Below are 13364 nucleotides of genomic sequence, written 5' to 3'. Positions count from 1 at the left end.
GACATCCTTTAATACCCGTCCCGTGAGGCGGGGAAGGAGTCCACTGTGGCGTCGCGAGATCGCGGCGCGACAGACCCGGCCGGGCAGCGGGAGCTGCTTTCGGCTGGCGACGTCGCGCGCACCATCGCCCGAATGGCCCATCAGGTCATCGAGAAGACCGCGCTGGGCGGTTCCGGGGCGAGCCCCGTCGCCCTGCTCGGCATCCCCACCCGCGGCGGTCCGCTGGCCGCGCGCCTGGCCGCGAAGATCGAAGACTTCGCGGGCGTCCAAGTGCCCTTCGGCACACTCGACGTGACGCTCTACCGCGACGATCTCCGCCGCAAGCCGACCCGTCCACTGGGCGCGACCGCGCTGCCCACCGGCGGGATCGACGACGCGCTGGTCATCCTGGTCGATGACGTGCTGTTCTCCGGCCGCACCATCCGCGCCGCCCTCGACGCACTGCGCGACGCGGGTCGCCCACGCGCGGTTCAGCTGGCCGTCCTGGTCGACCGGGGACACCGTGAACTGCCCATCCGCGCCGACTACGTGGGCAAGAACGTGCCCACCGCGCGCTCCGAGGAGGTCAACGTCCTGCTCTCCGAGACCGACGGCCGCGACGCCGTCCTGCTGAGTCGACCGGAGGCAAGCGCGTGAAGCACCTGCTCAGCACCGACGGGATCGACCCGGCCACCGCGCTGGCCATCCTCGACACCGCCGACGGCTTGAAGAAGACCCTGCTGGGCCGCGAGGTCCGCAAACTGCCGACGCTGCGCGGCCGCACGGTCATCACGATGTTCTACGAGAACTCCACCCGCACCCGCGTGTCCTTCGAGATCGCGGGCAAGTGGATGAGCGCCGACGTCGTCAACGTCTCCTCGGCCGGGTCCTCCACCAGCAAGGGGGAGTCCCTGCGCGACACCGCGCTGACGCTGGCCGCCGCGGGCGCCGACTGCGTGATCGTGCGCCACCCGGCCTCCGGCGCTGCCCACCGGCTCGCGGGCTGGCTCGCCGAGGTCGGCACCTCGGTGGTCAACGCGGGCGACGGCACCCACGAGCACCCCACGCAGGCCCTGCTCGACGCCGCGACCCTGCGAGACCGGCTCGGGTCGGTCGATGGCAGGCGCATCGCCATCGTCGGGGACGTCCTGCACAGCCGGGTCGCCCGCTCCAACGTGCACCTGCTGACCGCCCTGGGCGCCGAGGTGGTGCTGGTCGCGCCGCCGACGCTGCTGCCGACTGGCGTGGCCGACTGGGTGCCCGGCCTGCGGGTCAGCCACGACCTCGACGCCGAGTTGCCCTCGCTCGACGCGGTCATGATGCTTCGGGTGCAGGCCGAGCGCATGCACGGCGGCTTCTTCCCGTCGGCGAAGGAATACTCGATCACCTACGGGCTCAGCGAGGCGCGGGCGCGGATGCTGCCCGAACACGCGGTCGTCCTGCACCCCGGCCCGATGCTGCGCGGGATGGAGATCGCCGCCGCGGTCGCCGACTCGCCGCGCGCGGCCATCACCGACCAGGTCGCCAACGGGGTGCACGTCCGAATGGCTGTGCTGTACCACCTGCTTGCCGGAGAGGAAGACGGTTCATGAGCGAGCTCGCGAGCGAATCATCGACACAGTGCCTTCGCGAGTGGAGCCGCCGACCTTGGGAGATAGCCGCATGAGTTTGGTCATCCGGGGCGTCAAGCCCTACGGCGAGGACCCGGTCGATCTACTGATCGAGGACGGGGTCATCACCGAGATCGGTGACGGGCTCACGGGTGACGAGGTCATCGACGCGGGCGGGCTCGTCGCGCTGCCCGGGTTCGTCGACCTGCACACCCACCTGCGCGAGCCCGGCCGCGAGGACACCGAGACCATCGAGACCGGCTCGCGTGCCGCGGCCCTCGGCGGCTACACGGCGGTGTTCGCCATGGCCAACACCGACCCGGTCGCCGACAACGCGGTCATCGTCGAGCACGTCTGGCGCCGCGGCCGCGAGGTCGGCCTGGTCGACGTGCACCCGATCGGCGCGGTCACCGTCGGCCTCAAGGGCGAGAAGCTCGCCGAACTGGGCACGATGGCCAAGTCCCAGGCAGGAGTCCGGATCTTCTCCGACGACGGCCTCTGCGTCGCCGACCCGCTGATCATGCGCCGCGCGCTGGAGTACACCAAGGCGCTGGGCGCGGTCATCGCCCAGCACGCCGAGGAGCCCCGCCTCACCGTCGGCGCGCAGGCACACGAGGGCGAGATCGCCGCCCGGCTCGGCCTGGCGGGCTGGCCCGCGGTCGCCGAGGAGTCGATCGTCGCCCGCGACTGCCTGTTGGCATTCCACGTCGGCGCCCGGCTGCACGTCTGCCACGTCTCCACGGCGGGCACCGCGGACGTCCTGCGCTGGGCCAAGGCCCGGGGCACCCAGGTCACCGCCGAGGTCACCCCGCACCACCTGCTCCTCGACGACGAGCGCCTGACCAGCTACGACCCCGTCAACAAGGTCAACCCGCCGCTGCGCACCGCGACCGACGCCGCCGCGCTGCGGGCCGCGCTGGCCGACGGCACGGTCGACGTCGTGGCCACTGACCACGCCCCGCACGCCCACCAGGACAAGGACTGCGAGTGGTCGGCGGCCCGCCCTGGCATGCTCGGCCTGCAGACCGCGCTGCCGATCGTGGTCGCGACCATGGTCGAGCCCGGCCTGCTCGACTGGCGCGGCGTGGCCCGCGTGATGAGTGAGCGCCCGGCCGAGATCGCGGGCCTGCCCGACCAGGGCCGGCCGATCGCGGTTGGCGAACCCGCGACGCTGACCCTGGTCGACCCGGCGGGCCGCTGGACCGTGCGCGGCGCCGACCTGGCCAGCCTCGCGGCCAACACCCCGTACGAGGGCATGGAACTGCCCGGCACGGTGGTCGCGACGCTGCTGCGCGGCGAGGTCACCGCTCGGGATGGGAAGGCCGCGCGATGAGCGAGCTTGCGAGCGAATCCTTGACACAGTGTTCCGGTGCCCGCCACCGAGCGTGCGAGGTGGCCGGATGAACCGACTTGAGCTTTCGTTGGTCGTTTTGGCGGTGTTCCTGCTGCTGGCGGGCCTGATGTGGTGGGGCTACCGCAACCGCGCGCGCCGCCAGGCCGCCGTGCTGCCGACGTTCCCCACGGTCCCGGACGGCCTGATCGACCGGATCAACCGCGGTGAGGCCGAGGAACTGCTGCCCCCGCTGACCGGCGTCTACGCGAGCACGGTCACCGACAAGAGCTGGCAGGACCGGGTCGCCGTGGGCGACATCGGCTTCCGCGCCGACGCCACCGTTCACCTGCTGCCCACCGGCGTGCTGTTCGACCGGCTCGGCGCGAGTCCACTGTGGATCCCGGCGGACGCCGTGGTCGACGCCCGCACCGAGGCCGGAATCGCGGGCAAGGTGATGGGCGGCGACGGCGTGCTGGTGGTGCGCTGGAAGATCGAGGACCACCAGTTCGACACCGGCTTCCGAGCCGACGACAAGAGCGAGTACCAGAACTGGGCGCGGGCGGTCCGCGCCCTGCCCGAGACCCCGGAGGTTCCGCACGGTGAGTAGGAGCACGCGGACGGCCGCCGCGCTGGTGCTGGAGGACGGCCGGGTCTACCGGGGCGAGGCCTTCGGCGCCACCGGGACCACCTTCGGCGAGGTCGTCTTCTGCACCGCCATGAGCGGCTACCAGGAGACCCTGACCGACCCGTCGTACCACCGCCAGATCGTGGTGGCCACCGCCCCGCAGATCGGCAACACCGGCTGGAACGACGAGGACGACGAGTCCGGCCGCATCTGGGTGTCCGGCTATGTCGTGCGCGACCCCGCGCGCGTCCCGTCGAACTGGCGGTCCACCCGCGGCCTTGACGACGCGCTGGTCGAGCAGAACGTGGTCGGCATCAGCGGTGTCGACACCCGGGCTCTGACCAGGCACATCCGCGAACAGGGCGCCATGCGCGCCGGGGTCTTCTCCGGCGCCGACCTGACCGATGTGGACACGATGGTCGGGAAGGTCCGGCAGAGCCAGCAGATGCTCGGCGCCGACCTCGCGGGTGACGTCACCACCGCCGAGGCCTATGTGGTCAAGGCCGACGGCGACCGCCGCTTCCGGGTGGCCGCGATCGACCTGGGCATCAAGTCCAACACCCCGCGCATGATGGCCGCGCGCGGCATCGAGACCCACGTGCTGCCCGCGACCGCCACGCTGGACGACATCCTCGCCGTCGAGGCCGACGGGGTGTTCCTGTCCAACGGCCCCGGCGACCCGGCCACCCAGGACCACGCGGTCGCGCTGACCAAGTCGGTGCTGGAGCGGCGGATCCCGCTGTTCGGCATCTGCTTCGGCAACCAGATCCTCGGCCGCGCGCTGGGCCGGGGCACCTACAAGCTGCGCTACGGCCACCGCGGCATCAACATCCCGGTGATCGACGTGGCCACCGGCCGGGTCGCGATCACCGCGCAGAACCACGGCTTCGCCCTCGAAGGCGAGCCGGGGGAGCGCTTCGACACCCCGTTCGGCGCCGCCCAGGTCAGCCACTACTGCCCCAACGACGGCTGCGTCGAGGGCGTGCGCGCTCTCGAGGTGCCCGCGTTCTCGGTCCAGTACCACCCGGAAGCGGCGGCAGGCCCACACGACGCCGCCGACCTGTTCGACCAGTTCGTGACTCTGATGGAGGGCGGATCGAATGCCTAAGCGCGAGGACATCAAGCACGTGCTGGTGATCGGGTCCGGCCCAATCGTCATCGGCCAGGCGTGCGAGTTCGACTACTCCGGCACCCAGGCCTGCCGGGTGCTGCGCGAGGAGGGCCTGCGGGTCAGCCTGGTCAACTCCAACCCGGCCACGATCATGACCGACCCGGAGTTCGCCGACGCCACCTACGTCGAGCCGATCACCGCCGAGTTCGTCGAGAAGGTCATCGCCGCCGAGCGCGACGCGGGCCACCCGGTCGACTCGATCCTGGCGACCCTCGGCGGCCAGACCGCGCTCAACACCGCGGTCGCGCTGCACGAGCGCGGCGTGCTGGAGAAGTACAACGTCGAACTGATCGGCGCCGACATCGACGCCATCCAGCGCGGCGAGGACCGGCAGAAGTTCAAGAACATCGTCGCCGACATCGGCGCCGAGACCCCGCGCAGCCGGGTGTGCCACTCGATGGCCGAGGTCCGCGAGACGGTCGCCGAGCTGGGTCTGCCGGTGGTCATCCGGCCGTCGTTCACCATGGGCGGCCTGGGTTCGGGCATGGCGCACACCCACGACGAGCTGGAGCGCTTGGCCGCCAGCGGGCTCACCGAGAGCCCGGTCACCGAGGTGCTCATCGAGGAGAGCGTGCTCGGGTGGAAGGAGTACGAGCTCGAGCTGATGCGCGACAAGAAGGACAACGTCGTCGTCATCTGCTCGATCGAGAACATCGACCCGATGGGCGTGCACACGGGTGACTCCGTGACCGTCGCCCCGGCGATGACCCTCACCGACCGCGAGTTCCAGCACATGCGCGACGTGGGCATCGACGTGCTGCGCGCGGTCGGCGTGGACACCGGCGGCTGCAACATCCAGTTCGCCATCCACCCCGGCAACGGCCGCATGGTCGTCATCGAGATGAACCCGCGGGTGTCGCGCTCCAGCGCCCTGGCCTCGAAGGCGACCGGCTTCCCGATCGCCAAGATCGCCGCGAAGCTGGCCATCGGCTACACCCTGGACGAGATCACCAACGACATCACCGGCGAGACCCCGGCGTCCTTCGAGCCGACGCTGGACTACGTGGTCGTCAAGGTGCCGCGCTTCGCCTTCGAGAAGTTCCCCGGCGCCGACCCGACGCTGACCACGACGATGAAGTCGGTCGGCGAGGCCATGTCGATCGGCCGCAATTTCGTCGAGGCGCTGGGCAAGGCACTGCGCTCGATGGAGACCAAGGACGCGGGCTTCTGGACCAAGGCCGACCCGACGACGATGACCCAGGAGTCCATGTTGGACTCGCTGCGGACCGCGCACGACGGCAGGCTCTACAACGTCGAGCGCGCGCTGCGCCTCGGCGCCTCGGTGGACGCGGTGCACCAGGCCAGCGGCATCGACCCGTGGTTCATCGACCAGATCGCCTCGCTGGTGGAGCTGCGCGACGAGGTCGTGCACGCCCCCGTGCTCGACGAGCCGCTGCTGCGCCGGATCAAGCGGGCGGGCTTCTCCGACCGCCAGGTCGCCGCACTGCGCCCGGAACTGGCGGGCGAGGACGGCGTGCGCTGGCTGCGGCACCGCCTGGGCGTGCGTCCGGTCTACAAGACCGTCGACACCTGCGCCGCCGAGTTCGCCGCGACGACGCCGTACCACTACTCGGCCTACGAACTCGACCCGAACGCCGAGAACGAGGTCACCGCGCAGCACGACAAGCCCAAGGTGCTGATCCTGGGCTCCGGCCCGAACCGGATCGGCCAGGGCATCGAGTTCGACTACTCCTGTGTGCACGCGGCGATGTCGCTGCGCGCGGCCGGGTACGAGACCGTCATGGTCAACTGCAACCCGGAGACGGTGTCCACCGACTACGACACCTCCGACCGCCTCTACTTCGAGCCGCTGACCTTCGAGGACGTGCTGGAGGTCGTGCACTCCGAGCAGTCCTCCGGCACGGTCGCGGGCGTGATCGTGCAGCTCGGCGGCCAGACGCCGCTGGGCCTGGCGCAGCGGCTGGCCGACGCGGGCGTGCCGATCGTGGGCACCCAACCCGGCGCGATCCACCTCGCCGAGGACCGCGGCGCGTTCGGCGAGGTGCTGACCACGGCCGGGCTGCCCGCGCCGAAGTACGGCACCGCCACGTCGTTCGCGGGCGCCAAGCGCATCGCCGACGAGATCGGCTACCCGGTGCTGGTCCGCCCGTCCTACGTGCTCGGCGGGCGCGGTATGGAGATCGTCTACGACGAGGAGACCCTCGCCGGCTACATCGAGCGGGCCACCGAGGTCAGCCCGGAGCACCCGGTGCTGGTCGACCGGTTCCTCGATGACGCCATCGAGATCGACGTCGACGCGCTGTGCGACGGCGACGAGGTCTACCTGGGTGGCGTGATGGAGCACATCGAGGAGGCCGGGATCCACTCCGGCGACTCGTCCTGCGCGCTGCCGCCGATCACCCTCGGCCGCACCGACCTGGAGGCCGTGCGGCGCTCCACCGAGGCCATCGCCAAGGGCGTGGGCGTGCGCGGGCTGCTCAACGTGCAGTACGCGCTCAAGGACGACGTGCTCTACGTCCTGGAGGCCAACCCGCGCGCGAGCCGGACCGTGCCGTTCGTGTCCAAGGCGACGGCGGTGCCGCTGGCCAAGGCCGCCGCGCGGATCATGCTCGGCTCGACCATCGCCGAACTGCGGGAAGAGGGCATGCTGCTCGCCGTCGGCGACGGCGCCGAGCTGCCCGCGGGCGCCCCGGTCGCGGTCAAGGAGGCGGTCATGCCGTTCCACCGCTTCCGCACCAAGGAAGGCCACGGCGTCGACTCGCTGCTCGGCCCGGAGATGAAGTCGACCGGCGAGGTCATGGGCATCGACGCGTCGTTCGGCAAGGCGTTCGCCAAGTCGCAGACCGCGTCCTACGGCTCGCTGCCGACGTCGGGCAAGGTGTTCGTCTCGGTGGCCAACCGCGACAAGCGCGCGATGGTGTTCCCGGTGAAGCGGCTGGCCGACCTGGGCTTCGAGATCCTCGCGACGTCGGGCACGGCCGAGGTGCTGCGGCGCAACGGGATCCCGTGCACGGTCGTGCGCAAGCACTTCGAGGGCGAGAACAACATCGTCGACCTGATCCGTGGCGGCGGGGTCGACATGGTGATCAACACCCCGTACGGCAACCACGGCCCGCGCGTCGACGGCTACGAGATCCGCACGGCCGCGGTGTCGCGCGACATCCCCTGCATCACCACGATCCAGGGCGCGGCGGCGGCGGTGCACGGCATCGAGGCCCTGATCCGCGACGACATCGGCGTGCAATCGCTCCAGGCGCTGCAGTCGGCGCTGCGGGCGGCCTCGGCGGTGCGGGCGTGACCGCGCCGTTCGGCGCCCGGCTGGTCGAGGCCACCGCCAAGCGTGGTCGGCTCTGTGTCGGCATCGACCCGCATCCCGGCCTGCTGGACGCGTGGGGCCTGCCGCGTGACGTGTCGGGGCTGGAGCGGTTCGCGCTGACCTGTGTGGAGGCGCTGGCGGGGGAGATCGCGCTCCTCAAGCCCCAGTCGGCGTTCTTCGAGGCCTACGGGTCGCGGGGCGTCGCGGTGCTGGAGCGGGTCATCGCCGAGTCCCGGGCGGCGGGCGCGCTGGTCCTGCTCGACATCAAGCGCGGCGACATCGGCTCCACGATGGCGGCCTACGGGTCGGCGTACGTTGGCGACGGGCCGCTGGCCTCGGACGCGATCACGGTGTCGCCGTACCTGGGCTTCGGCTCGCTGACCCCGGCGATCGATGAGGCCCGGCGCACCGGGGCCGGGGTGTTCGTGCTCGCGCTCACCTCCAACAAGGAGGGCGCCTCGGTCCAACGCGCGATCGGCGCGGATGGTCGGACGGTCGCCCAGACGATCGTGGACGAGGCCGCCGCGCTCAACGCGGGCGCGGATCCGCTCGGCTCGGTCGGTCTGGTCATCGGGGCGACGGTGGGGGAGGCGGGGCTGGACCTGTCGGCCCTCAACGGCCCCGTGCTGGCCCCTGGCGTCGGCGCTCAGGGCGCGGGCGCTGATGATCTTGAAAGGGTCTTCGGCGGCCTGCGGAACGTCCTCCCGACGACCTCCAGGGACATCCTGCGGCACGGCCCGGACGTCGACGCAGTCCGCACGGCGGCCTTGCGTTCCCGCGACGAGCTGGCGGCCATCACGTCGTGACTCGATCGTTCAACAATTGAACGTTAGAATTGTTGAACAAGAGGATTGTTGGACGATGGGGCCGGGGTGGCTGGACGCCCCCGGTCCCATCGGCGTGCCCGGAATCTGTTCTCGCAGGTGGCGGGCGGTGGTCTAACCAGGTGTATCGACCACAACTCAGGGAGTGGCGGAAATGACACTTTCGCCTCGCGTGGGCACTCGATCGCGGTGTGTGACGATCCCGAGTGGGCGAATCCGCGTAGAGTTGTCGCAGGTCACGGCCTTGCCGTCACCGATCGTTGATCAACTTCTGTCGCGCCGTCACCGTCCGCACAGGGTGCCCCCGCGTTGTCTTCGCAGGCCAGGGGTCGGTAACGTCGCGGCACCGATCCGGAGAACCAATCCCCACGGAGGAAAATCGTGGCCCTTCCCCAGCTGACCGAGGAGCAGCGGGCCGCAGCGCTGGAGAAGGCGGCTGCCGCCCGTCGCGCCCGAGCCGAGCTCAAGGAGCGCCTGAAGCGAGGCGGTACCACCCTCAAGGACGTGCTGGCCCAGTCTGACAACGACGAGGTGCTGGGCAAGATGAAGGTCACCGCCCTGCTCGAGGCCCTTCCGGGCGTCGGCAAGGTGCGTGCCCAGCAGATCATCGAGCGTCTTGAGATCGCCCCGAGCCGCCGGTTGCGCGGTCTGGGCGACCGGCAGCGCAAGGCTCTGCTCGCCGAGTTCAGCGGCGAGTGACTGAGAGCGTCAACGGCCGTGGGCCGGGATCGGGCGTCGCTGCCCGGTCCCGGCTCACTGTCGTCTCCGGCCCGTCGGGGGTCGGCAAGTCCAGCGTGGTCGGCGAACTGCGCAGGCTCCACCCCGATCTGTACTTCAGCGTCTCGGTGACGACCCGGCGTCCGCGCCCTGGCGAGATCGACGGCGCGCACTACCACTTCGTCGACCGTGCCGAGTTCGACCGCATGGCCGACGCGGGCGAGCTGCTGGAGCACGCCGAGTTCGCGGGCAACCACTACGGCACCCCACGCGCGCCGGTCGAGGCCGCGCTCGCCGCCGGTCGGCCCGCGGTCCTGGAGATCGAGCTGCAGGGCGCCCGCCTTGTGCGCAGGGCCATGCCCGAGGCGCAGCTGGTCATGCTGGTGCCCCCGTCCTGGGACGTGCTGGTGAGCAGGCTCACCGGGCGCGGCACTGAGGACGAGGCGGTGGTGGCCCGTAGGCTGGCCATCGCCGAGGACGAGCTGGCCGCCGCCAAGGAGTTCGACGCGGTCGTAGTGAACGCCGATGTGCGGCAGGCTGCGAACGAGTTGCTAACCTTGGTACTCACGCCATCATCTGAGTGACCTGGAGCTGTTGCAGAGTGATCACCCCCACCGAGCTGGGCGTACTGGGCGAGCCGACGACCCCCCTCGAAGGCATCACCAACCCGCCGATCGACGACCTGCTCGACAAGGTCAGCTCGAAGTACGCGCTGGTGATCTACGCCGCCAAGCGCGCCCGCCAGATCAACGACTACTACGCGCAGCTCGGTGAGGGCCTGCTCGAGTACGTCGGCCCGCTCGTGGAGCCGGGGCCGCGCGAGAAGCCGCTGTCCATCGCACTGCGCGAAATCCACTCCGGTCTGCTTGAGCACACCGAGGGCGAGTGACCTCCCGGCCTCGGGTCGTCCTCGGGGTGGGCGGCGGTATCGCCGCCTACAAGGCCTGTGAGGTCCTGCGCAGGCTGACCGAGTCCGGACACGACATGCGGGTCGTGCCCACCGAGGCCGCGCTGCGGTTCGTGGGCGCGGCGACGTTCGAGGCCCTGTCCGGCCAGAAGGTGCACGCGGGCGTCTTCTCCGACGTCCCGGAGGTGCCGCACGTGCGGCTCGGCCAGGAGGCCGACCTGGTGCTCGTCGTGCCGTCGACGGCCGACCTGCTCGCCAAGGCCGCCCACGGTCTGGCCGACGACCTGCTGACGAACACCCTGCTGACGGCGCGCTGCCCGGTGCTCATGGTTCCGGCCATGCACACCGAGATGTGGGAGCACGCCGCCACCCAGGCCAACGTGGCCACCCTGCGCGCGCGGGGCGTCGTGGTGAGCGAGCCCGCGGCGGGTCGGTTGACCGGTGCCGACACCGGCAAGGGCAGGCTGGCCGACCCCGCCGAGATCGTCGACCTCGCCCGGCTGCTGCTCAGCAGGCCCGACGCGCTGCCGCGTGACCTCGAAGGCCTGCACGTGGTGGTCTCGGCCGGTGGCACCCGCGAGCCGCTGGACCCGGTCCGCTTCCTGGGCAACCGCTCGTCGGGCAAGCAGGGCTACGCGCTGGCCCGCACGGCCGTGCAGCGCGGCGCCAGGGTGACTTTGGTCTCCGCGCACACCCTGAACCTGCCGGAGCCAGCGGGCGCCGAGCTGGTCAAAGTCGGGACGGCCGAGGAACTGCGCCAAGCGGTGCACAAGGCCGCCGCCGACGCCGACGTGGTGGTCATGGCCGCCGCCGTCGCCGACTTCCGGCCAGAGCACCGGGCCGAGTTCAAAATCAAGAAGACCGACGCCGATCCCGATCCGATCGTGCTGACCCGCAACGCCGACGTGCTCGCCGAACTGGTGGAGAACCGGCGCCGGGAGCCGGAGTCGACGCAGGTCATCGTAGGTTTCGCCGCCGAAACGGGCGATACTGGAGCCGACGTCCTCGATCACGCCCGCGCCAAACTCGCCCGCAAGGGCTGTGACCTGCTGGTGGTCAACAGGGTGGGAGAAGGCAAGGCGTTCGAAACCGAGGACAATGAAGGTTGGTTGCTCAGCGCGGACGGCACCGAACGCCCGATCGAGTTCGGCGCCAAAGCGCAACTGGCGTCCGAAGTGTGGGACGCCGTAGCGGTAACCATCCGACGGTCGCGGCGCGACTCCGCGCCTGGATAAAGTGAAGGCGATTATGTCTTCGGATGAGGTGGGGTACGTGAGCGAAAAAGGCAGCCGCCGACTGTTCACTTCTGAGTCGGTCACCGAAGGCCACCCGGACAAGATCTGTGACGCGATCAGCGACTCGGTTCTCGATGCCCTGCTGGCCAAGGACCCGCGGTCGCGGGTCGCGGTGGAGACCCTGGTCACGACCGGCCAGGTGCACGTCGCGGGCGAGGTGACCACCGAGGCGTATGCCGACATCCCGAGCATCGTCCGCGAGGTCATCCTCAAGATCGGCTATGACTCGTCGGCCAAGGGCTTCGACGGCAACTCCTGTGGCGTGAACGTCGCCATCGGGTCGCAGTCGCCCGACATCGCCCAGGGGGTCGACACCGCGCACGAGACCCGCGTGGAGAACGCCTCCGACGAGATCGACCGCCAGGGCGCGGGCGACCAGGGCCTGATGTTCGGCTACGCCTGCACCGACACCCCGGAGCTCATGCCGCTGCCGATCGCACTGGCGCACCGGCTGTCGAAGCGGCTGACCAAGGTCCGCAAGGACGGTGTCCTGCCGTACCTGCGTCCCGACGGCAAGACCCAGGTCACCATCGAGTACGACGGAGACCGCGCGGTCCGCCTCGACACCGTGGTGGTGTCGTCGCAGCACGCCGAGGGCGTCGACCTGGAGAAGCTGCTCGGCGTCGACGTGCGCGAGCAGGTCGTGCTGCCCGAGCTGGCCGACCTGGACCTCGACACCGAGAACGTGCGGCTGCTCGTGAACCCCACCGGCCGCTTCGTCATCGGCGGCCCGATGGGCGACGCGGGCCTCACCGGCCGCAAGATCATCGTGGATACGTACGGCGGCATGGCCCGCCACGGCGGCGGCGCCTTCTCCGGCAAGGACCCGTCAAAGGTCGACCGCTCGGCCGCGTACGCGATGCGTTGGGTCGCGAAGAACGCGGTGGCCGCCGGTCTGGCCACGCGCATCGAGGTACAGGTCGCCTACGCGATCGGCAAGGCCGCCCCGGTGGGTCTGTTCGTCGAGACCTTCGGCACCGAGAACGCCGACCCGCTGAAGATCCAGCAGGCCATCCGCGAGATCTTCGACCTCCGCCCGGCCGCGATCATCCGCGACCTGGACCTCCTGCGCCCGATCTACGCCCCGACCGCGGCGTACGGCCACTTCGGCCGTCCCGAGCTCGACCTGCCGTGGGAGCGCACGGACCGTGCCGACGACCTGAAGCAGGCTGTCGGCGCCTGATTTGCTCGGTTCCTAGTGCCCTGACGGCCTCGCCGTCAGGGCACTAGGCTTTTCCGGTGGAACGCCCAGGCCCTTTGCGATGGTTGTGGTACGCGGTCGGCGGGACTCTGCCAGACCGGTACCGGCACTGGGTGCTGTGGGATCTGACGAGCCCCTGGTGGGTGTTGCGCCATGTCTCGCACGCGACGGTGCTGTTGGCGCCGTGGTGGTTGCTGCTGTTGGTTCCGGGTCCGTTGTCGTTGCGGTTCTCGATGGTGGCGTTGGCGTTGATCACGGGCTTCTACTTCTCGATGTCGTTCATGGAGGACGCGGCCGAGCGTCGGTTGATCAAGCACGGGTACCCGACGGGCTTGAACCGCCGGATTCGTGAGGAATCGACACCGGAGAACCGCGCGGAGATCGTCGCGATGTACGCGGCCTTCCATTCCAAGCCCTGAAACACC

At 70.4% G+C, this 13364-nt stretch carries 13 protein-coding genes; all 13 read left to right on the top strand.

The window, feature by feature from the left end; all coding sequences use genetic code 11:
- Positions 1–45 precede the first annotated feature (45 nt).
- The 13 genes from pyrR (at position 46) to BN1701_RS14245 (ending at position 13358) form a co-directional block, all read left to right on the top strand.
- On the top strand, positions 46–636 hold the full coding sequence (gene pyrR, locus BN1701_RS14305) for a bifunctional pyr operon transcriptional regulator/uracil phosphoribosyltransferase PyrR (protein WP_054049110.1): 591 nt from the start codon (positions 46–48) through the stop codon (positions 634–636).
- Positions 633–1571, top strand: a complete 939-nt coding sequence (locus BN1701_RS14300) for an aspartate carbamoyltransferase catalytic subunit (protein WP_054049108.1) — start codon at positions 633–635, stop codon at positions 1569–1571. The genes pyrR and BN1701_RS14300 overlap by 4 nt, the downstream gene beginning before the upstream one ends.
- 70 nt (positions 1572–1641) lie before the next feature.
- On the top strand, positions 1642–2922 hold the full coding sequence (locus BN1701_RS14295; RefSeq protein ID WP_054049107.1) for a dihydroorotase: 1281 nt from the start codon (positions 1642–1644) through the stop codon (positions 2920–2922).
- 67 nt (positions 2923–2989) lie between these two features.
- Entirely contained in the window at positions 2990–3529 is a 540-nt protein-coding gene (locus BN1701_RS14290) for a hypothetical protein (protein WP_054049105.1), read from the top strand.
- A complete protein-coding gene (gene carA / locus BN1701_RS14285; protein WP_054049103.1) occupies positions 3522–4655 on the top strand; it encodes a glutamine-hydrolyzing carbamoyl-phosphate synthase small subunit in 1134 nt (377 codons plus the stop codon). Before BN1701_RS14290 ends, carA begins: the two co-directional genes overlap by 8 nt.
- Positions 4648–7977, top strand: coding sequence for a carbamoyl-phosphate synthase large subunit (gene carB, locus BN1701_RS14280; protein ID WP_054049101.1), 3330 nt, complete (start codon positions 4648–4650; stop codon positions 7975–7977). Before carA ends, carB begins: the two co-directional genes overlap by 8 nt.
- On the top strand, positions 7974–8801 hold the full coding sequence (gene pyrF / locus BN1701_RS14275; RefSeq protein ID WP_054049099.1) for an orotidine-5'-phosphate decarboxylase: 828 nt from the start codon (positions 7974–7976) through the stop codon (positions 8799–8801). Before carB ends, pyrF begins: the two co-directional genes overlap by 4 nt.
- A gap of 399 nt (positions 8802–9200) precedes the next feature.
- Entirely contained in the window at positions 9201–9518 is a 318-nt protein-coding gene (mihF, locus tag BN1701_RS14270) for an integration host factor, actinobacterial type (protein WP_018686179.1), read from the top strand.
- Positions 9515–10120, top strand: a complete 606-nt coding sequence (gmk, locus tag BN1701_RS14265; protein WP_054049097.1) for a guanylate kinase — start codon at positions 9515–9517, stop codon at positions 10118–10120. Before mihF ends, gmk begins: the two co-directional genes overlap by 4 nt.
- A 17-nt stretch (positions 10121–10137) precedes the next feature.
- Positions 10138–10425, top strand: coding sequence for a DNA-directed RNA polymerase subunit omega (gene rpoZ, locus BN1701_RS14260; protein ID WP_157367978.1), 288 nt, complete (start codon positions 10138–10140; stop codon positions 10423–10425).
- On the top strand, positions 10422–11678 hold the full coding sequence (gene coaBC, locus BN1701_RS14255; RefSeq protein WP_082859852.1) for a bifunctional phosphopantothenoylcysteine decarboxylase/phosphopantothenate--cysteine ligase CoaBC: 1257 nt from the start codon (positions 10422–10424) through the stop codon (positions 11676–11678). The genes rpoZ and coaBC overlap by 4 nt, the downstream gene beginning before the upstream one ends.
- Positions 11679–11739: 61 nt before the next feature.
- Positions 11740–12921 carry a methionine adenosyltransferase gene (gene metK, locus BN1701_RS14250; RefSeq protein ID WP_157368431.1) on the top strand — a complete coding sequence of 394 codons (1182 nt, stop codon included), beginning with the start codon at positions 11740–11742 and terminating at the stop codon, positions 12919–12921.
- Between the two features lie 56 nt (positions 12922–12977).
- Positions 12978–13358 carry a DUF5313 family protein gene (locus BN1701_RS14245; protein WP_054049091.1) on the top strand — a complete coding sequence of 127 codons (381 nt, stop codon included), beginning with the start codon at positions 12978–12980 and terminating at the stop codon, positions 13356–13358.
- The last annotated feature ends 6 nt before the right edge of the window (positions 13359–13364 follow it).

It is taken from the genome of Alloactinosynnema sp. L-07 (assembly GCF_900070365.1).
Classification (GTDB): domain Bacteria; phylum Actinomycetota; class Actinomycetes; order Mycobacteriales; family Pseudonocardiaceae; genus Actinokineospora.
Note: the sequence above shows the minus strand (reverse complement) of the source record. Positions and strands in the feature narration are given on the sequence as shown.